The 20391-nt window shown below is 67.5% G+C and carries 17 protein-coding genes; 10 read left to right on the top strand and 7 right to left on the bottom strand.

The annotated features are described in order from the left end of the window. Positions 1 to 23: 23 nt before the first annotated feature. Positions 24 to 1466: an RNB domain-containing ribonuclease gene (locus B1818_RS11225; RefSeq protein WP_078112785.1), complete on the top strand. Its 1443-nt coding sequence runs from the start codon at positions 24 to 26 to the stop codon at positions 1464 to 1466. Between the two features lie 9 nt (positions 1467 to 1475). Here the strand turns inward: B1818_RS11225 and B1818_RS11230 are convergent, their stop codons facing one another. From B1818_RS11230 to panB, 3 genes are all read right to left on the bottom strand, one after another. Next, the gene (locus B1818_RS11230) at positions 1476 to 2969 is read right to left on the bottom strand and encodes a CYTH and CHAD domain-containing protein (protein WP_078112786.1); all 1494 of its coding nucleotides are present in this window, start codon (positions 2967 to 2969) and stop codon (positions 1476 to 1478) included. A 67-nt stretch (positions 2970 to 3036) separates the two neighbouring features. After that, positions 3037 to 4020, bottom strand: a complete 984-nt coding sequence (pip, locus tag B1818_RS11235) for a prolyl aminopeptidase (RefSeq protein WP_078112787.1) — start codon at positions 4018 to 4020, stop codon at positions 3037 to 3039. Positions 4021 to 4051: 31 nt separating this feature from the next. After that, complete coding sequence (gene panB / locus B1818_RS11240; protein ID WP_078112788.1) at positions 4052 to 4897, bottom strand: 3-methyl-2-oxobutanoate hydroxymethyltransferase; 846 nt, start codon at positions 4895 to 4897, stop codon at positions 4052 to 4054. A 326-nt stretch (positions 4898 to 5223) separates the two neighbouring features. Between panB and glnA (B1818_RS11245) the strand changes: the two genes are divergently transcribed. The 4 genes from glnA (B1818_RS11245) (at position 5224) to B1818_RS11260 (ending at position 11346) form a co-directional block, all read left to right on the top strand. Beyond that, on the top strand, positions 5224 to 6564 hold the full coding sequence (gene glnA, locus B1818_RS11245; protein WP_065630066.1) for a type I glutamate--ammonia ligase: 1341 nt from the start codon (positions 5224 to 5226) through the stop codon (positions 6562 to 6564). A 66-nt stretch (positions 6565 to 6630) separates the two neighbouring features. Next, complete coding sequence (locus tag B1818_RS11250) at positions 6631 to 9660, top strand: bifunctional [glutamine synthetase] adenylyltransferase/[glutamine synthetase]-adenylyl-L-tyrosine phosphorylase (protein WP_078112789.1); 3030 nt, start codon at positions 6631 to 6633, stop codon at positions 9658 to 9660. Positions 9661 to 9736: 76 nt separating this feature from the next. Next, positions 9737 to 10687: an endonuclease/exonuclease/phosphatase family protein gene (locus B1818_RS11255; protein ID WP_078112790.1), complete on the top strand. Its 951-nt coding sequence runs from the start codon at positions 9737 to 9739 to the stop codon at positions 10685 to 10687. Further along, the gene (locus B1818_RS11260; protein ID WP_078112791.1) at positions 10684 to 11346 is read left to right on the top strand and encodes a heme oxygenase (biliverdin-producing); all 663 of its coding nucleotides are present in this window, start codon (positions 10684 to 10686) and stop codon (positions 11344 to 11346) included. Before B1818_RS11255 ends, B1818_RS11260 begins: the two co-directional genes overlap by 4 nt. Before the next feature lie 42 nt (positions 11347 to 11388). Here the strand turns inward: B1818_RS11260 and B1818_RS11265 are convergent, their stop codons facing one another. After that, complete coding sequence (locus tag B1818_RS11265) at positions 11389 to 11574, bottom strand: hypothetical protein (RefSeq protein WP_065630063.1); 186 nt, start codon at positions 11572 to 11574, stop codon at positions 11389 to 11391. Positions 11575 to 11747: 173 nt separating this feature from the next. Here B1818_RS11265 and B1818_RS11270 point away from each other — a divergent pair, with 173 nt between their 5' ends. Further along, entirely contained in the window at positions 11748 to 12707 is a 960-nt protein-coding gene (locus tag B1818_RS11270; protein WP_068971684.1) for a cyclase family protein, read from the top strand. A gap of 100 nt (positions 12708 to 12807) precedes the next feature. Continuing rightward, positions 12808 to 13866 (top strand): alcohol dehydrogenase catalytic domain-containing protein, encoded by a 1059-nt coding sequence (locus tag B1818_RS11275; RefSeq protein WP_058253114.1) that lies wholly within the window; start codon positions 12808 to 12810, stop codon positions 13864 to 13866. A 36-nt stretch (positions 13867 to 13902) separates the two neighbouring features. On the opposite strand, the gene B1818_RS11280 is transcribed toward B1818_RS11275, so the two are convergent. Then, entirely contained in the window at positions 13903 to 14157 is a 255-nt protein-coding gene (locus tag B1818_RS11280) for a hypothetical protein (RefSeq protein WP_068971686.1), read from the bottom strand. A gap of 141 nt (positions 14158 to 14298) precedes the next feature. Continuing rightward, positions 14299 to 15732 carry a type I glutamate--ammonia ligase gene (gene glnA / locus B1818_RS11285; protein ID WP_010841141.1) on the bottom strand — a complete coding sequence of 478 codons (1434 nt, stop codon included), beginning with the start codon at positions 15730 to 15732 and terminating at the stop codon, positions 14299 to 14301. Positions 15733 to 16054: 322 nt separating this feature from the next. Between glnA (B1818_RS11285) and B1818_RS11290 the strand changes: the two genes are divergently transcribed. The 3 genes from B1818_RS11290 to B1818_RS11300 all read left to right on the top strand — a co-directional run bounded on the left by B1818_RS11290 (position 16055) and on the right by B1818_RS11300 (position 19599). Beyond that, positions 16055 to 16561, top strand: a complete 507-nt coding sequence (locus B1818_RS11290) for an RDD family protein (protein WP_078112792.1) — start codon at positions 16055 to 16057, stop codon at positions 16559 to 16561. 90 nt (positions 16562 to 16651) lie between these two features. After that, positions 16652 to 18091 (top strand): hypothetical protein, encoded by a 1440-nt coding sequence (locus B1818_RS11295; protein WP_078112793.1) that lies wholly within the window; start codon positions 16652 to 16654, stop codon positions 18089 to 18091. A gap of 35 nt (positions 18092 to 18126) precedes the next feature. After that, the gene (locus B1818_RS11300; RefSeq protein ID WP_078112794.1) at positions 18127 to 19599 is read left to right on the top strand and encodes a PQQ-binding-like beta-propeller repeat protein; all 1473 of its coding nucleotides are present in this window, start codon (positions 18127 to 18129) and stop codon (positions 19597 to 19599) included. 19 nt (positions 19600 to 19618) lie between these two features. Here the strand turns inward: B1818_RS11300 and B1818_RS11305 are convergent, their stop codons facing one another. Continuing rightward, positions 19619 to 20359, bottom strand: coding sequence for a DUF4191 domain-containing protein (locus B1818_RS11305; protein WP_058253111.1), 741 nt, complete (start codon positions 20357 to 20359; stop codon positions 19619 to 19621). Positions 20360 to 20391: the final 32 nt, after the last annotated feature.

Genomic DNA, 20391 nt, shown 5'->3' on the forward strand with positions numbered 1-20391 from the left:
CACTCTTCTCTAGGGTTGGGGGAGTGAAGCGCATCCTCTCCGCCCCCGACATCGACTTCGCCGGTATACGCACCGAACTGGGCGTCGACGAGGAGTACGGCGACGATGCCCTCGCCGAAGCCCGGGCCACCGCGCAGATGATCGACTCCGGCGCTCCGGGTGCCGACCGGTACGCCGACGTCCGCGAGGACCACACCGGCGTCCCCTTCGTCACGATCGACCCGCCGACGTCCCGGGATCTCGACCAGGCGGTGCACCTCACCGCCGACGGCGACGGGTTCGTCGTCGACTACGCGATCGCCGATGTCGCGGCCCTGATCACCCCCGAAGGTGCTCTCGACCAGGAGAGCCGGCGACGCGGCGCGACCGTGTACTTCCCGGACGGGTCGGTCCCGTTGCACCCTCGCGCACTGTCCGAGGGCGCGGGTTCCCTTCTGCCGGAGCAGGTCAGACTGTGTGTGCTGTGGACCATCCGGGTGGCCGGCGACGGATCGGTGACCGATGTCCGGGTGCGGCGGTCCCGCATCGCCTCGGTCGCGCGCCTCGACTACGCCGGGGTCTCGGCCGATGCCGCCGCCGGCCGGCTGCATCCCGCCATCGCCGCCCTGCCCGCATTCGGCGAACTGCGACGCGAGGTCGCGCTGGCGCGGGGCGCGGTCGAACTCGACCTGCCCGACCAGACGGTCGTCCGCACGGCCGACGGGTGGCGTCTTGATCTCGAGGCACACACACCCGCCGACATGTGGAACTCGCAGGTGTCGCTGCTGGCCGGGATGTGCGCGGGCACGATCATGGCCGAGGCCGGTGTCGGGCTGCTGCGCACCCTGCCGCCGGCCGAGGAGGACGCGATCGAGGATCTGCGTGCCGCTGCCCGGGCCCTCGGGGTTCAGTGGCCGGCCGGCTTGCCGGTGGGCCGGTTCCTGGCGGGGCTACCGGGTGGCGAGCCGAGCACGCTCGCCCTGCAATCGGCCGCGGCCGGGCTCATGCGGGGTGCCAACTACCTCGCCCTCACCGGACCCGACGAGCCCGTCGATGACGCGCTGATGCGGCATTCGGCGATCGGTGGGCTCTATGCCCATGTCACCGCACCGCTGCGGCGGCTCGGGGACCGGTTCGCCACCGAGGTGTGTCTGGCGATCGCATCCGGTACGCCGGTACCGGACTGGGTGCACCGCGCGTTGCCGACGCTGCCCAAGATCCTGCGGTCGGCCGACACTCTCGGCGCCACCGCGGATCGCGCGAGCATCGACCTGGCGGAAGCCGTCATCTTGCGTGAGCGGGTGGGTGAGCGGTTCGACGCGGTCGTGATGTCGGGCGCGACCGAGCGCAGGCAGGCGCAGATCTTCCTGTCCGATCCGCCGGTGGTCGCGCGCAGCGCGGGTGATCTACGCCCCGGCGACCGCGTGGCCGTCGAACTCACCAAAGCCGACGAAGTGACTCGGACGGTGGAGTTCCGCGAGGTGTGAGGTGTTCGGTCAGAGTTCCTTGGCGACTCGGCGGTACGCGGCGATCGCGCGGTGCCCGTCGGCCTCGAGCCGGGCGTCGATCCGGCCGAGTACGAACATGTCGGGGCCGCCGAGGGTGCCGGCCGAGGCGATCTGTGCGAGTCGCGTCCGGTTGATCCGGGTGTCGTTGAAATCGCCCAGCGCGGACTGGATCTTCTTGGCCGCCACGCCGACCTCGCGATACTTCTTCTTGCCGAGCGGTTCGGTCGCGTCGATGCTGTAGCGCAGCCGCTTGGCCCGCTTGCGGATGGTGTGCAGCTGCTCCTCCCACTCGTCGGAACCCTCGGCGAAGCCGGCGAGACGAGCCTGTGCGCGGTGGATGTGCTTGCGGCTGCGGGCGATCGCCTTGTCGACGACCGTGGTGGCCGGGATGTCGGCGTCGGGGCCCGGTGGGGGCGACGCGATCAGGCCGTCGATGCTGTCGAGCAGGGCGAAGTACCGCTTCGACGTCATCGCGGCGTGTGCCGCGCGCAGGGCGCGATCGTGGGCGGTGACCTCGGTGCCGGCGAGCTCGGCGAGCAGCTCCGGCGAGGCGTTCTCGCCACGCAGCAGTGATTCGCTCAACTCGAGCTGCACCTCTGAATCGCGTGCGTCGCCGAGGATCTGGGCGAGCAGCTTCAACTCGGCGCCGATGTGGGCGGTGCGCTCGGCGTCGAGGACGGTGGGGAAGCCCGACAACACGCTGCGCAGGCGGCGGCACGCCACGCGCATCTGGTGCACCGCGTCGGGGGCGTCGACGCGCACCAGCGGATCGTAGTCGACCAGCGAATTGCGATGCAGCGCAATGTCGGTGACGACGAGTTCGAGTGCGGTGGGCCGCTTGGACAGGCGCGGTTCGTGCACGGTCGGGGTGGCGCCGATCGCACGGGCGAGTTTCGACGCGCTCGACGCCTCGCGGCCGCCCCCGGCACGCAGCGCCTTGTCGGCGGCCTTCAGGAGCTTCGGCGTGCCACCGGCGAGGAGCTCGAACTCCCACTCCGCCCACTGCTGGCTGTGACCGCCGGGCAGGAGCGACTGGGCGGTGACGAGGTCCTCGGCGAGTTCGGCGAGCGGCTCGTCGTCGGCGCCGAGCAACCGGGTCACGGTGCGCGTCGTGGAGATGACGGCGACCGGCATCAGGGTGCGTTCGCGGATGTGGGCCAGGACCGGCGTCGACAGTGCGGCGGGGACGTCGCCGTCCGCGGGAGCCTCGTCGAAGCCCACGTGCAGCTCTCGCCGGGTTCCCGGAATGCCCGTGGGGCGCTTGAGGTGCCAGCCCTGGTCGCTTCCGCCGGTACGCCGCCGCATGGTGATCTTGTTGCCGGCGAGGTCGAGGTTCTCGGTGTCGAAGTAGGTGGCGTCGAGTGAGAACGTCTCAGGGGTCGTCGCCGAGACGACGCCGGGCAGCACCCGCAGGTCGGGGGCCACGTGTCCGGCGTCCACGTCGAACTTCAGCTCCACCTCGACCTGCTCGGATGCGGCCACCTGTTCCTCCTGGTTTCTCGACGGCTGTCCGTCGAGCTTAGTGGTGCGCGCGGAGTACTGGCGTCGGCTACCGCGCGAACCGGTCCGTGGCCTCGATCAGGTGATGTCTGATACCCGGCTCGTACGACGCGTGCCCGGCGTCGGCGACGATGCGGAGATCGGCAGCCGGCCAGGCGCGGTGCAGGTCCCAGGCGCTGCGCATCGGGCACACGACGTCGTAGCGGCCCTGCACGATCACGCCGGGGATGGAGGCGATCGTGTCGATCTCGTCGAGGAGCTGACCGTCGCGCAGGAATCCGTGATTGACGAAGTAGTGGTTCTCGATCGATGCGAAGGCGAGGTCGAAGCGGTCGGTGTCCTTTTTCTGGGGGTCGTCCGTCGAGGAACCGTCCGACTCCTCGTCGGGGCGGGGGAGGAGATAGCTGGTCGCCTGCTCCCAACCCGTCCAGGCGCGGGCGGCGGCGCGGGCCGTCGCGGCGTCCCCGGAGGTGAGCAGGCGGTGATAGGCCGCGACGAGGTCCCCGTCGCGTTCGTCGACGGGGATGGGCTCGAGGTAGCTCTCCCACAGATCGGGGTAGATGTTGGCGGCCCCGCCGTTGTAGTACCAGTCGATCTCGCTGCGCCGCAGCAGGAAGATGCCGCGCAGCACGAGTTCGGTGACCCGGTCGGGATGGGCCTGCGCGTAGGCCAGACCGAGTGTCGAACCCCAGGAACCGCCGAAGACCTGCCAGCGGTCGATCCCGAGATGAGTACGGAGGCGCTCCATGTCGGCGATGAGATGGGGTGTCGTGTTGACGGTGAGGTCCGCGCCGTCGGCGATGTGGGGCCGGGACTGTCCGCAGCCGCGCTGGTCGAACAGGACGATCCGGTACCTCGCCGGGTCGAAGAACCGGCGCTGCGCGGGGGACGTCCCGCCCCCGGGTCCGCCGTGCACGAACACGGCGGGTTTGCCGTCCGGGTTGCCGGAGGTCTCCCAGTGGATCTGCTGGCCGTCGCCGACGTCGAGATGGCCGGAGGCGTAGGGCTCGATCTCCGGGTAGAAGTTCCGCATGGACGCCAGCGTAGTGCTGGCGTCCGGGCTCTCAGTAGCTGTGTTCGGGGCCGGGGAACACTCCGCGGCGCACCTCGTCGGCGTATTGCTCGGCGGCCGACCGCAATTCACCTCCGACATCGGCGAAGCGCTTGACGAACTTCGCGGTCTTGCCGTGGGTGAGTCCGGCCATGTCCTGCCACACGAGCACCTGCGCGTCGGTCTCGTTGCCCGCGCCGATGCCGACGGTCGGGATGGTCAGCTTGCGGGTGATCTGCCCGGCGAGCTCGGCCGGCACCATCTCCATCACCACGGCGAAGGCGCCCGCCTCCTGGACGGCGATGGCGTCGGCGACGAGCTGATCGGCGCCGTCCCCGCGGCCCTGGACACGGAAGCCGCCGAGCCCGTTGACGCTCTGCGGGGTGAACCCGATGTGGGCCATGACCGGGATGCCGGCCGCGGTCAGCGCCGCGATCTGCGGGGCGACGCGTTCGCCGCCTTCGAGTTTCACCGCGTGCGCACCGGTCTCCTTGAAGATCCGGAACGCGTTCTCGAGCGCGTGTTGCGGACCGATCTCGTAGCTGCCGAACGGCATGTCGGCGACGACCAGTGCATGCGGTGCGCCCCGTACGACGGCGCGGATGAGCGGGATCATCTCGTCAACGGTGACCGGGATGGTGGTGTCGTAGCCCAGGACGACGTTGGCGGCGGAGTCGCCGACGAGCAGGACGGGGATCTCGGCGGCGTCGAAGATGCGGGCGGAGGAGTAGTCGTATGCGGTGAGCATCGACCACTTCTCGCCCTCGGCCTTCATTTGCGCGAGGTGGTGGATGCGGGTCACGCGTCGCTTGGCGGACTGGGCGGGGGCGGACGCGCCGTATACCGAAAAATCGGACATCGTTGTCTCTTTTCTGCCTCGAGTCCCGACTGGCCGGAGAGGGCGCGGCGGGTACCCGGGTTGAACACGGACGTAGGCAATTGTTTCACTAGGACGACCTGTTGTGACCTGCCATGTTTATGCGATTGGTCACACGCGCGGACGGGGTCGAGAGCGCCGTGTGCGACTCTGTCGGCAGTTCACTTGGGATTTCGTGCCCGGCCCCGCGTCCCAGCTACTGGTCGGACGTCTCACGATGTGGGATTGAGTCCGTAAAACTGCAGCACATCGAGTTGGAATTGCGCGTGTAACACGGATTTAACAGCGTACTTCTAATGTCGGCGACCATGGATCGCCAAAAGGAATTCGTGCTGCGGACCCTCGAAGAGCGCGACATCCGCTTCGTCCGACTGTGGTTCACCGACGTCCTCGGTTATCTGAAGTCCGTGGCGATCGCCCCGGCCGAACTCGAGGGCGCGTTCGCCGAGGGTATCGGCTTCGACGGCTCGTCCATCGAGGGATTCTCCCGGGTCTCGGAAGCCGACACCGTGGCCAAGCCTGATCCGTCGACCTTCCAGGTGCTGCCGTGGACAACCTCGGCCGGTCGGCACCATTCCGCACGCATGTTCTGCGACATCGCGATGCCCGACGGCACTCCCAGTTGGGCCGACTCAAGGCATGTGCTGCGCCGGCAGCTCAACAAGGCCGCCGACCTCGGCTTCAGCTGCTACGTCCACCCCGAGATCGAGTTCTTCCTCCTCAAGGAAGCGCCCCTGGACGGGTCGGTGCCGACTCCGGCGGACTCCGGGGGGTACTTCGACCAGGCCGTCCACGACGCCGCGCCCAACTTCCGGCGGCATGCGATCGAGGCCCTGGAGTCGATGGGCATCTCGGTCGAGTTTTCCCATCACGAGGGTGCGCCCGGTCAGCAGGAGATCGACCTGCGCTACGCCGACGCGCTGTCGATGGCCGACAACGTCATGACGTTCCGCTACCTCATCAAGGAGGTCGCGATCAACGAGGGCGTCTGGGCGACGTTCATGCCCAAGCCGTTCAGTGAGCATCCCGGGTCGGCGATGCACACCCACCTCAGCCTGTTCGAGGGCGACCTCAACGCCTTCCACAACCCCGACGACCCGATGCAGCTCTCGGCCACCGGAAAGAAGTTCATCGCCGGCATCCTGCATCACGCCTCCGAGATCAGCGCGGTCACCAACCAGTGGGTGAACAGCTACAAGCGGCTCATCCACGGTGGCGAGGCGCCGACCGCGGCCACCTGGGGCGGCGCCAACCGCTCGGCGCTGATCCGACTCCCGCTCTACACGCCGAACAAGGCGTCCTCGCGCCGCATCGAGGTCCGCAGCCCCGACTCCGCCTGCAATCCATACCTGACCTTCGCGGTGCTGCTGGCCGCCGGGCTCAAGGGCATCAACGAGGACTACGAGCTGCCCGACGAGGCCGAGGACGACGTCTGGGCGCTCACCTCGGCCGAGCGTCGCGCGATGGGCTACAAGGAACTCCCCGGCAGCCTGGCCGACGCGCTGAAGGAGATGGAGAACTCGGAGCTGGTCGCCGAGGCCCTCGGCGAGCACGTGTTCGACTACTTCCTGCGCAACAAGTGGACGGAATGGACGAACTACCGCAGCCTCGTGACCCCGTTCGAGCTGCAGAACTACCTGCCGCTGTAAGGGCTGCCTTGCCCGGTCGGGGACCGCGATGTCGTGCCGATCGGATCCGGTCGCTACTTTTGTGATGTGACAACACGATCGGGACCCCCGGGGCGAGCCGGACGCAGCACCGTCCCCAGCGCGGGCCGGCTGGGTCTGCTCGACGACTCCGCACCCCGGAACCTCGCCGATCTCGGGTGGAACACGCCAGAATCGGTCGACGTGTTGTGGGCCCTGTCGCGGTCTCCCGACGCCGACCTGGCCCTCCGTACGCTCGTGCGGTTGCGCAGCGCCGTCGGCGACGAGTGGTCCGAGATCGACGGCCTGGTGCGCGCGGAGCGCGCATTCCGTGGGCGCCTGTTCGCGGTCATCGGTTCGTCGGACGCGCTCGCCGATCACCTGGTCGCCGAACCGTCGAGCTGGCGGCTCCTGCTCGCCGACGAGTTGCCCGACCGTGCCGAGGTAGACCGTCTGATGCTCGCCTCGGTCGGTGCCGAGCCCGTTCCGGGCGAGGTCGAGAAGGGCAACCGGGTGTACCGGTCGGCGCTCACCGGCCCGAAGGCCGTCATCGCCCTCCGCCTGGCCTACCGCAACCTGATCCTGCAACTCGCGGCCCACGACGTCGCCTCGACCGTCGAGGACGAACCGGTGATGTGGTTGCCCGAGGTGGGTGCCTACCTGTCCGACTGCGCCGACGCCGCCCTGACCGCCGCCCTCGCCGTCGCCTTCGCCGAGGTCTGTGGGGACGATCCCATCCCGGTCCGGCTCGCCGTCGTCGCGATGGGCAAATGCGGTGCGCGCGAACTGAACTACGTCAGCGACGTCGACGTCATCTTCGTCAGTGACCCGGCCGACGGCACCGCCGCGCGCATCGCCGGCGAGATGATGCGCATCGGTTCGCTCGCGTTCTTCGAGGTCGACGCCGCGCTACGGCCAGAGGGCAAGTCCGGCGCGCTGACGCGGACGCTCGAATCGCATGTGGCCTATTACGAGCGCTGGGCCAAGACCTGGGAGTTCCAGGCACTCCTGAAGGCACGGGCGATGACCGGCGACATGCAGCTCGCCGACGACTACATCGCCGCGGTCAAACCGATGGTGTGGAAGGCGGCCGAGCGGCCCGACTTCGTGCCCGAGGTGCAGAAGATGCGCCGCCGCGTCGAATCCCTGCTCCCCGAGGACGAGCGCGAGCGCAACCTCAAACTGGGGCGCGGCAGTCTGCGCGACGTCGAGTTCGCGGTCCAGCTCCTGCAGATGGTGCACGGCCGGGTGGACGAGAACCTGCGCGTGATGCCGACCGTCGATGCGCTGGCCGCGCTCACCGCGGGCGGTTACGTCGGACGCGACGACGCCGCGAATCTCAGTGCGTCGTACCAGTTCTTGCGTCTCCTCGAACATCGGCTGCAGCTGCAGCGCATGTCCCGGACGCATCTGTTGCCGCAGCCCGACGACCACGAGGCGTTGCGCTGGCTCGCCCGCGCCGCGCACATCCGGCGAGAGGGCGAACTCGACGCGACTGGGGTGCTGCGCGAACAGATCCGCCACCAGAGCCTGCGGGTCCGCCGCTTGCACCAGAAGCTGTTCTACCGCCCGCTGCTCGAGGCGGTCACGCGCTTCAAGACCGACGAGCTCACCCTGACCGACACCTCCGCCGAGAGGCGGCTGGCCGCACTGGGTTACGCGAAACCCGATCGGGCACTGAGCCATATCCGCGCGCTGTCGAACGCGCCGGGACGCCGTGGTCAGATCCAGCTGCTCATCCTGCCGCAGTTGCTCGAACACATCGGGGACACACCGGATCCCGATGCCGGCCTGCTGAACTACCGCCGGCTGTGCGACGTGATGGACGACACCGACTGGTTCCTGCGACTGCTGCGCGACGACGGCGTGGTGGCGGCGCGGCTGATGAAGGTGCTCGGGACGTCGGAGTACATCGCGAACATGCTGATGCGTTCCCCCGAGGTGATCCACCAGTACTCCGACGGGCCGGACGGGCCCAAGCTGTGCAACGTGCGCCCCGAGGACGTCGCCAAGGGCCTCGTCGCCTCGACGGTCCGCCAGCAGGACATGAAACGCGCTGTGGCCGTAGCGCGTTCGCATCGGCGCGCCGAGCTCGTCCGCATCGCGTCCGCCGACGTACTGGGACTGTTGGACGTGCCTGCCGTCTGCAAGGCACTGTCCAGCGTGTGGGCGGCGGTGCTCAACGCAGCGCTCACCGTGGCTATCAACATCTCCGAGCGCGAGCGGGGAACTCGGGCGCCGGCGCGCATCGCGGTGATCGGCATGGGCCGGCTCGGTGGCGGCGAACTCGGCTACGGCTCGGACGCCGACGTGATGTTCGTCTGCCAGCCCGATCGAGACGCCGAGGAGTCCGAGGCACTCAAGTGGGCACAGACGATCGCGGAGAACGTGCGGTCGATGCTCGGCAGCCCCAGCGCGGACCCGCCGCTGGAGGTCGACACCGGACTACGGCCCGAGGGCCGGAACGGCCCCATCGTGCGAACCCTCGCGTCCTACGCCGCGTACTACGCGCAATGGGCCCAGCCCTGGGAGGTCCAGGCGTTGCTGCGCGCGCACCAGGTCGCAGGCGACGAGGCGCTCGGCATCGACTTCCTGCACATGATCGACCACGTGCGGTATCCGGCCGGCGGTGTCAGCAACGACGCCGTTCGGGAGATCCGCCGGATCAAGGCCCGCGTGGACGCCGAGCGACTGCCGCGCGGAGCCGACCCGGCCACCCACACCAAGCTCGGCCGCGGTGGTCTCGCCGACATCGAGTGGACGGTGCAGCTCCTGCAGCTGAAGTATGCGCACCGCTATCGGAGCCTGCACAACACGTCGACGCTGGACTCACTGGATGCCATCGGCGCGGCGGAGTTGTTGTCGGAGAACGACGTCGCGCTGTTGAAGGACGCCTGGACGACCGCGACGAAGGCGCGCAACGCGCTGGTCCTGGTGCGTGGCAAGCCGATCGATCAACTACCTGGGCCGGGTGCACAACTGCGCCAGATCGCGTTTGCCGCGGGATGGCCGGAGGACCAGGCCAACGAGTTCCTGGAGAATTATCTCCGGGTGACGCGCCGGGCCAAGGCCGTGGTGCTGAAGGTCTTCGGGGCCTGAGCGCGGAGAGAAGCGGACGGGCGTGGAAGGGCGCAGCTGACTCCGGCGGGGGAACACCGGATCACATGGGGGAGCGATGACGAGATTTCTGTGGGCGGCCGCGTACGTCCTGGGGTGGGCGATGCTCGCCGGCGTGGTGCTGGGCGTGTTCCTGCACTTCTACCCGTCCCGCGGTGACGTCGCGCTGTACCTCACCAGCGCCGTGCAGTTCGCGTTGATCCCCGGAGTGATCGCGATCGTCGTCTTCGCGGTCCTGCGGCGCTGGTTCATGCTGGCGATCGCGATCGTGGCCGTCGGCGGCCTGGCCTACACCCAGGTGCCGCTCGTCATCGCCAACGCGGCGCCGTCCGGCGAGCGGTTCACCGTCGTCTCCGCCAACCTCCTCTTCGGCGGAGGCGACCTGGGTGCGCTCGAGAAGATCGTCGCCGACGCCGATCCGGACCTCGTGTCCCTCCAAGAGGTCACCCCCGAGGCGCTGGAACGTCTGCGGCGCAGCGAGATCGGCCGGACCCTGCCGCACGAGTTCGCGATCCCATACACCTACGCGGCCGGCACCGCGATGTTCAGCAAGCGCCCGCTGGACGAGCGATACAACATCCCGGGGACGGTGCTGCACAACCTGCAGGCCCGCACCGACCTGCCCGGCGCCGCCGGGACCCAGGTCCTGGCCATCCACCCGGCGGCGCCGCTGTGGGGTCGCAACTGGGACTGGCACGACGACATGGACACGCTCGCCGCACATTTCGCCGAGCTCCCACCCGGCCGGGTGATCGCGATCGGGGACTACAACTCCACCTGGAATCACGCGAAGTACCGCAGCCTGCTGACCAACGGGCTCGTCGACGGCACCGACATGGCCGGTGCCGGGTTCCTGCCGAGCTATCCCACCGACAAGCAGCTCGGCAACCGGCCGCTGGTCGCCATCGACCGGGTCATCCTGCGCGGTTTCGTGGCCACGTCGATGGACACCCACTACCTGCCGGGTTCCGATCACCGGACTCTGGTGGTAACACTGGTGGCATCATGACGCCCGATCCCGAGAACGTCGGACCACACGACCGCCCGAGTATCTCCGAACGTCTGCGTTCGGCCACCGCGGTGGCGCACGAGCGCGCCGAGCATGCGCCGTTCATCGACGATCTGATGTCGGGCCGGTTGGACTCCGGCGAGTATCAGCGCCTGGCGGTCCAGTTGTACTTCGTCTACGAGGCGCTCGAGCGTGTCGGTGCCGACCTGGCGGGGGACCCGGTGGCCGACGCCGTGCTCGACCCGAAACTGCTTCGCCTGCAACGCCTCGGCGCCGACCTCGCCTCCTTCGGCATCGACCCGTCGACGGCGTCGCCGCTGCCGGCGGTGGCGCGCTATGTGGCCGCGATCGAATCAACCCGCACCGACCCGGCGCGCTACGTGGCTCATCACTACACGCGCTATCTCGGCGACCTCAGCGGTGGCCAGGTGGTGGCCCACCGCATGCGAGAGCACTACGGGGTCGACGACGCGGCGCTGAGCTTCTACTCGTTCGACGAGATCGACAAGCTCAAGCGCTACAAGGACGCCTACCGGGCACGGCTCGACGCACTACCCCTCGACGCGAAGAGTATCGACCGTCTCGTCGCCGAGGCGATCGCGGCCTTCGACCACAATCAGGCGGTGTTCGGCGATCTCGGCGGGGCTCGGGCGGCCTGACCCATAGGTCGTCCGCGCCATCGGGATGCGCTGGCTCGAGCCTCAGTTGACCTGGAGCTTGACCGTCCGGTCCAGTACGACCTCACTCAGGTCGTCGTGGCCCTTGACGAGCTCGATGCGTAGCTGGTTGTCATCGAGACGGCTGGTGGTGCGAACCACTCGCGGGGTGCCTTCGAGGCGAATCCGGTCACCGGGTACGAGGTCTTCGACGTATACATCACGGGTCATTCGTCCAAACTACGGTCGTATTCGGTGAGTCGGCAGGGTAACAAGTCCCAAAAGTGTTACGGATCACATGCCGTATTGCGGGTGCTGTTTCGACGCACGTCAGCGTTGCCGTTCGGCACCCGATTGCACATCCAGCGCGCGTCGCGCGCTGACACCCTGCGGAAGGTGAATCGATGGCAGATGCCGCCGTGCCCGATCTCAGCGAGATCCTCGCCGACTCGCCCACCAATTGGGGCAGATGGGGACCCGATGACGAGGTGGGCAGCCTGAACCATCTGACGGCCGCACAGGTCTTGGCGGGCGCGGCACAGATCAGGCGGGGCGCGGTGTTCACGCTTCAGCGCCTGATCGGCGATCCCCACGGTGACCCCGTGTGGCCGGGTCGTAGCCCTGCCACTCGCGAGATGACCCTTGACGAATCGCACTGGGATGACGGCAAAGGGCCTGCTTTCCCCGGCGGCATGCACTGCGCCGACGACAAGCTCACCGCATCGCTCCAGGGTTCCACGCAGTACGACGCGCTCGGCCACGTCTGGTACGACGGCCAGATCTGGAACGGGTACGACTCGAGGACCACGATCGGGGGCTTGTCGAGGGCCAGCGTCGCGCCGATCGCCGAGCGTGGAGTGGTCGGTCGCGCCGTGCTCCTCGACATCGCACGTCACCGGGGTAAGGCCTACCTGGAGCCGTACGAGACGTTCGACCACGAGGATCTGATCGCGTGTGCCGAGTACCAGGGCACGGAGATCCAACCGCGCGACATCGTGGTGATCCGAACCAATCACCTGCAACTGTTCTTCGAGAACGCCGTCGAGTTCTACAGCGACTTCTGCGAATCCGGCCTCGTCTACTCCCGCGAACTCGTGTCCTGGTTCCAGGAGATGGAGATACCGAATCTCGTGACCGACACCATCGCGAACGAGGTGACCGTGGACCCGAACAACGGCGCCGCTCTGGTGCTGCACAACGCGCTCATGCGCAACCTCGGCGTGGCGTTCACCGAGATCTGCGACCTCGAGAAGCTCGCCGCCGATTGCGCCGACGACGGGGTCTACACGTTCTTCTACGTGGCCGCGCCGCTGAAGATCAACGAGGCCACCGGTTCTCCTGTCAACCCTGTCGCCATCAAGTGAGACTTCTTCCCGGCCGGGCAGTCGTCTCAAGGTGAGACGTTCTGCGAGCGCACCCATGCCTACTCTTCGCGCGAGGACCCGCAACCACAAGGAGTCGGCCATGAAAGCTCTCGTGTATCACGGTCCCGGGCAGAAGGCCTGGGAAGACGTTCCGGACCCCGTTCTGCAGGAGCCGACGGACGCCATCGTCAAGATGGAGGTGACCACCATCTGCGGAACCGATCTGCACATCCTCAAGGGCGACGTACCGGCGGTCACGCCGGGTCGGATCCTCGGGCATGAGGGCGTCGGTGTGGTCACCGAGGTCGGTCCCGGCTGCGAACGGGTCAAGGTCGGGGACCGCGTGATCGTGTCGTGCGTGAGCAAGTGTGGAACATGCGAGTTCTGCAAGGCCGGCCTGACGTCGCACTGCCAGACGGTGGGCGGCATCGGATGGATCTTCGGCCACCTCATCGACGGCACGCAAGCGGAGTACGTGCGGGTTCCGTTCGCGGACAACGGTCTGATCGCGCTTCCCGAGAAGGTGACTCCCGAGCAGGGCACGATGCTCAGCGACATCCTGCCGACCGGCTACGAGATCGGGGTGCTCTACGGCGCCGTCGCAGAGGGCGACGTCGTCGCCGTCGTCGGGGTCGGGCCGGTCGGGCTGGCGTCGGTGATGACGGCGTCGGCGGCCGGCGCGTCGAAGGTGATCGCCGTGGACGGCAACAAGTTCCGGCTCGAGCAGTCGCGCGACTTCGGTGCGACCGACACGATCGACGTCAACGCAGGCGGGGACGTGGTCGCGCAACTCAAGGAACTCAGCCGGGGCGGGCTCGGGGTGGACGTGGCGATCGAGGCGGTCGGGGTGCCCGCGACGTTCGGCGTCGCGCTCGATTCCGTCCGTCCCGGCGGTCATGTCGCCAACGTCGGCGTGCACGGGGAGAGCGTCACCTTCCCGATCGAGCGGGACTGGATCAACAACCTCACGATCACCACCGGATTGGTCAACGCCACGACCGCACCCGAACTCCTGGAGAGTATCGAACGCGGGGACATCTCCCCGGAGAAGTTCATCACCCACCGGTTCACGTTCGATCAGTTCGACGAGGCGTACGACACGTTCGCGAACGCTGCCGACGAGCACGCGCTCAAGGTGATCATCGCCGCCGGCGACTGACGGTCCGGCCTGGTCCGACGGCGCTGGCTCGGGTCGTCACTCCTTGGCCTCGGCGATGGAGAGAACGACCGTGGTCCGCTCGTCGGAATCCGCTACGACGTCGTCGGTCTCGTCGACCAACGAGAAGTGCCGTACGTTGGCGAGATTCACGATGTGCGCCGACCCCTCGAGCTCGAGGGCGATCGGTTCGCGCTGCCGGACCACGTCGCGGACGAACTGCATCACCTCCGGGACCGACTCCGCGAACAGCAGGCGGATCTCGAACTCGTCGGACGTCAGCAGTGTGCCCATGCGGCTCATCGTCGCACGGCGGGACGGTCGGACACGGCTGCTCGCGCGGATTGATGGATCGAACCGGCCGACAACGAAACGGCCCGCTCGGCGATCGGAGAGCGATCGCGGAGCGGGCCGAGTCGACGTCGGAGCCTGGGCTCAGCAGTCGTAGTACAGCGAGAACTCGTACGGGTGCGGACGGATCTGCACCGGCTCGATCTCGTTCTCACGCTTGAGCGCGATCCAGGTCTCGATGAGGTCCTCGGTGAACACGCCACCGGCGGTGAGGTATTCGTGATCCTCTTCGAGACGGTCGATGACCGCGGCCAGCGAGGTCGGGGCCTGCGGGATGCTCTTGGCCTCTTCCGGCGGGAGCTCGTAGAGGTCCTTGTCGACGGGCTCGTGCGGCTCGATCTTGTTCTTGATGCCGTCCAGGCCGGCCATCATCATCGCGGCGAACGCCAGGTACGGGTTGCCCGAGCTGTCCGGGCAACGGAACTCGAGGCGCTTGGCCTTCGGGTTGTTGCCGGTGATCGGGATACGCACACAGGCCGACCGGTTGCGCTGGCTGTAGACCAGGTTGATCGGGGCCTCGTAGCCCGGCACCAGACGCTTGTAGGAGTTCACGGTCGGGTTGGTGAACGCCAGCAGCGACGGTGCGTGGTGCAGGATGCCACCGATGTAGTAGCGCGCCAGGTCCGACAGGCCCGCGTAGCCGGCCTCGTCGTGGAACAGCGGCTTGCCGTCCTTCCACAGCGACTGGTGGGCGTGCATGCCCGAACCGTTGTCGCCGAAGAGCGGCTTCGGCATGAAGGTGACCGACTTGCCGTTCTGCCATGCGGTGTTCTTGATGATGTACTTGAACAGCTGCACGTCATCGGCTGCGTGGAGCAGAGTGTTGAACTTGTAGTTGATCTCCGCCTGGCCCGCGGTGCCGACCTCGTGGTGGCCGCGCTCGAGCTCGAAGCCCGAGTTCTGCAGGTTGGTGGACATCTCGTCACGCAGGTCGACGTAGTGGTCGTACGGTGCGACGGGGAAGTACCCACCCTTCGGGCGGACCTTGTAGCCGAGGTTGGGGCTGCCGTCGGGATCGGTCGGCGACGCGGTGTTCCACCAGCCGGACTCGGACTCGACCTCGTAGAAGGTGCCGTTCATCTCGGAACCGAAGGACACCGAGTCGAAGATGTAGAACTCGGCCTCGGCACCGAAGAAGCAGGTGTCGGCGACGCCGGTGGAGGCGAGGTAGTCCTCGGCCTTGCGGGCGACGTTGCGCGGGTCGCGGCTGTAGGCCTCGCGGGTGAACGGGTCGTGGACGAAGAAGCTGAGGTTCATCGTCTTGGCCTTGCGGAACGGATCGATCCGCGCGGTGGCCGGGTCGGGCAGCAGCATCATGTCCGACTCGTTGATCGACTGGAAGCCACGCACCGACGATCCGTCGAACGCCAGCCCGTCCTCGAAGACGTCCTCGTCGAAGGCCGACGCGGGGATCGAGAAGTGCTGCATGACACCGGGCAGGTCGCAGAAACGGATGTCGACGTACTCGACACCTTCCTTCTTGATGCCCTCGAGTAGTTCTTCTTTACTGCTGTACACCGTGCGGTGACTCCTTCGTGATCGGTGGTCCGTGTATGGGGACACGCCACATCCGCCACTGAGAAACAGCAGCGGATCTCAGCGGCAACCGTATGGAGGCGAAGTTGCCCATGCGTCAAGTCCGTGTTTCCCCCGTGTTACACGCGCAGTGGTGTTGGCTACACAGCGTGATCGGGGGCCGTCGCACTCGGCGCATCCCAACCCTAGCGGCAGGGGCCAACGGGCGGGACGGGTCACGACAACCAGCGACTACGATGGTTCCCAGTGCGGCGACGACGCGGACCGAGGGGGTTGCGCGGTCGCGTGAGAGGAGTCATCACCGATGGGACGAGTCACGGGTTCCTGGCTGTCGGGACCGCAGATCGGTCCCGCGGACGGCGTGGACAACGAGTACCGGGGACAGGATCTCGGCCTGCCGGAGAGCGGTCCCGGGTCGCTGGCCACCGGCTGGCCGCGGGTGGCCGGCCTGCTCGTCGACTGGCTGATCGCCGGCGGGCTCGCGATGGCGTTCTTCGGTGGCTTCAACTCGCCGCATCTGGGCACCGCGCAGATGGGCGTGTGGTTCGTCATGGGCATCTTCGCGGTGACGCTGTTCGGGTTCACCCCGGGCCAGCTCGTCATCGGGATGCGCGTCGCCCGAGTGGATTATGGCGTCGAGCGCAACACCGCCGAAGCGACCGGCGAGCAGAGCCCGGCGGCGGTCGGGATCGTCCGGGCCTTCTTCCGCCAGCTGCTGATGATCTTCCTGGTCCCGGCGCTGATCAACGACTACAACGGACGCGCCCTGCACGACCGCGCAACCGGTACCGCGCTCGTCCGGACCCGCTGACCCGGGGCGGCAGGTCGTTCTCCATACGCTAATCGATTCGCTGTGGAACTAGGGGCGGGATGGCCATCGTCGCTGTGATTTAGTGGTCGCATGCGGGGGAAGTCGGGGGCCGTCGTGGCCCTTTTCATGGGCACGGTGATCGTTGCGATGGGGGTGATCGTCACTCTGGCGGTGCCTCGGTCTGTTGACGGGCACGCCGCGGTGGTGGCAGACAGCGCGGCGACCACAGACCGCAGCGCGGTCGACGACAGGTATCCCGATGTCGACCCCCTGGCAACCACCCCGACCCCGCGGTGGTCGGCGGACATGTCTGACATCGCCGGGCTGCGAACCCCGGACACCACCCGGGTGCCGACGGTGCTCGCAGCTGATCGGCAGATCGTCGTCGGCGGTCCCACGAGCGCATCCGTCACCGAACTGATGGCCTTCGACGCTGCGGACGGCAGGCAACTCTGGCCCGAGACATCGGCGTTTCGAGCCGAGACCTGCGCTCTCAGCCGCGATGGCAGGCTCGCCTGCCTCCGTCGCGGGAGTGCGCCGACCACCGTCGATCTCGGGTTCATCGCGGTCGGCACCGGTGCGGTGACGGCGACGAAATCGTTCGAGATCGCAGACGGTCCACAAGACCCGACCCTCGCCTCCGCAGGTAACGGCTTCCTCGTCACGAGCCGGCGGTTCGTCGAAACCGAGGCCGTTTATGCGGCGACCTTGAACTGGTTCAGTTCCGACGGTTCGCATTCCTGGGTGCAGCGTCCTCCCGTGGGGCTGTCCGATCCGGAACTGTCCGAGTCCGGCAACGTGGTGGCGGTCTCTGACTACAAGCGCGGAGCGCGGGTGTACGCCCTCGACACTGGAACTGTGCTGTACGACTCCGCCCAGGACCTCGAGCCCCACGGCGGTCCGGGCGGGTCGGCCATCATCCAGGTCGCCGTGGCCCGGCCCGGCTTCGCGGTCAGCATCCTGACGAGCGCCCGTACCACCACCGTCTATGACGACAGCGGCACCCTACGCGGCACGATCGACGGCGTCGTGCTGCCCTTCGCGCCGTCCGGTTCAGAAGGAGACCTCATCCCCGTCACCGGAACCGATGTGGACAACCGTCAGGCCATCGGTGCCGCCTCATTGGAGACGCTCGAGGTCGTCGCTCTGACGGCGTTCGCCGGCAGCCTTCTCGGTACCGAACTATTGGGTGGGCAGTATGTGGCCGGTTCTGAGACGACGGGCAGCAACTCCGAGGAATGGGTGGTTCTCGATCTCGACAAACCACAGAGCGCGACGACCATGGCCGCCGGGAACAACCGTCTCCTCGCTTTCGACGGAGTTCGGGCCGTCTTCGCAGACAGGTTCGGTTCGAACTACGGTGTTCCGCAGATGGTCGCCTACGAACTGTCGAGCGGACGTGAGGTATGGACGCTTGGAAACCCGGACGGCGAGCGCGAATACCGTTTCGTCGGACCGTACCTCTTTCAAGTCATCACCGGTGTGGCCGGCGAGTCGGGTTCGCTTCGTCTGCTGGATGCGAAGCCTTGACCCGGCCGTACCCAGGCGACTATCACTCGGTCGGAATGCCGCCCTCGCGATCCCCGAGGGCCCGTCGCGGAACCGGTACGACGACCGGACTGGCGATCCTCGTACTCGGGACGCTCGCGCTCGCGACTGTGCTGACCGTGACGCTGGCGGTACCACGCACGGTCGAAGGATCGGGTACCGTGCTCGGTGCGCCGACGGGGGAGCACGGCGAGGACCCGGTCATCCGCGCCTTACCCACGCAACCCGAACCGCTGTGGGAAACGTCGGAGGAACTCGCTCTCGGCTCGCCGGAACCCGCGACGTACGTGATTCCCCTCGCCGCCGACGACCGGATGGTCATCGCTGGTGCGTCATCGGACCTCACGTCGGCAGGCGGGGTCGTGGCGCTCGACCAGACGAACGGAAGAGCGCTGTGGCGCAACCCGTCAACGTTCCTGGCCAGTGATTGCGCGTTGAGTCGGGACCGACGACTCGCCTGTGTCGCCTCGGTGAGTGACCGACAGACCGAAGTGGCGTTTCTCGAGGCTGCCACGGGCGCGGTCTCGGCGACCGCGACCGTGCGGTCTGGCCGGAGCCAGATCGTCCGCGCAGCAGACGGCTTTCTGGTCACGTCGGTGTTGTACGACTCTGTGAGCTATCGGGCCACGACCACCCTGACGGCGTTCGAATCCGACGGGCGACAGCGGTGGACCCAGGTGCTTCCCGAGCAGATAGGTGACCCGGCGTTGTCCGAGGCCGGCGACGTGATTGTCGTCGGCGACAGCGAAGTAGGAGTTCGAGTCCTGTCGCTGCCTACCGGCGACGTCCTCTACGACTCCGCCGCCGACGACGAACTTCGCGGACCGGGAGGCGCGGCCGATGATGATGACGCGCAGGGAAGTGCGAACACCTGGATCAGGGTCGCGGCGACGGGAACCGGTTTTGCGGTCAGTCACACCGTTTATCCGCGCCGATCCCTGAGGCTCTTCGATCGGCAGGGTATCGAACACGGCCTGTTGGCGGATCTCGAACTCCCGAACGGGCGCCCGACCGCGACCGAGGGCGCATTGTTGCCCGTCCAGGGCGAGAACAAATCCGACCGCCCGATCGCCGGCGCAGTGTCCACCGTGAACGGGAAGCTGCTCTGGTCCGTCGAGGGCAACATCGTCGACGACGTCTCCCTCCTGGCTGGCCGCTACGTCGGCGTGCAGGCGCTGGCCGATGTCGGCTACCGGTGGACTTTCATCGAGGCCGCTTCCGGCGTCGCCGGGGCAACGATCCCGATGAGCACTCACCAGCGGTACAAGGCCTTTGACGGCACACGCCTGATCTTCGAAGGAGACGGAGAGCAAGACGAACCCGGCCCGCGGGCGTTGGTTGCCTATGACCCGCAGAGCGGTGAGCAGGCGTGGCGGTTGAAAGAGACGCGAGACGCGGACGACGTCGACGTGCAGATCGTGGGGCCGTACCTTTTCGTCCTTGAGACGCGCTCGGGTCGCTCATCACCCACGATGACCCGTATGGGTTGAGTCGGGCCACGCGGAGGCGTCAGCCGCGGCGGCGCGCCGTGCGCTGCATGCTGCGCATCTTGGCATTCGCGGGCAGGGGACCCTTCGGCATGCCGGGGCCGGGGGCCTTGCTGCCGAGGGCGGACAGCCGGCCTTCCAGGGTCTCCATCCGCTTACGGTCGATGTTGCTGGGCAGCTTGTTGAGGTGCCGCTCGAGCTTCGACAGCGGGACCTGGCCGTCGTCGTTGCCGACCATGATCTCGTAGATCGGGGTGTCGCCGACGACCCGCGCGACCTTCTTCTTCTCCTGGCCGAGCAGTGACTTGATGCGAGTCGGGGAGCCCTCGGCGACCAGGATGATGCCGGGCTTGCCGATGACGCGGTGCACGGCGTCGAGCTGGGAGGTGCCGGCCACGGCCTGCTTGACCCGCCACTGCCCGCGCATGTTGCCCAGTGCCCATCCGGCGGCGCCGGGCTGTCCCTCGGCCTTGGTGTACACGTTCTTCTGGACGCGACGGCCGAACAGGATGAAGGCGCCGAGGATGCCCAGCACCACGCCCAGCGGGATCAGCAGCCACGGCGAACCGAGAACGAATCCGAGAGCGGTGAAGACCGCGATCGACAGGACGATGACACCCACCATGTAGGGGATGAGTCGTTTGTCTTCTTTGCGCTGCATCTGGAAGGCCTGCCAGAGCTGCTGGCGCCGTTCCTTCGATGCGGCCTTACGGGCCTTCTTCTTCTCGGCCTTGACCTCTTTGCTCACCTGCGCCTTTGCCATGAGGCCAGTTTACGTACGTGGATCGAGCGATC

This window comes from Gordonia sp. IITR100 (assembly GCF_002009645.1).
In the GTDB taxonomy this organism is placed as follows: Bacteria; Actinomycetota; Actinomycetes; order Mycobacteriales; family Mycobacteriaceae; genus Gordonia; species Gordonia hongkongensis.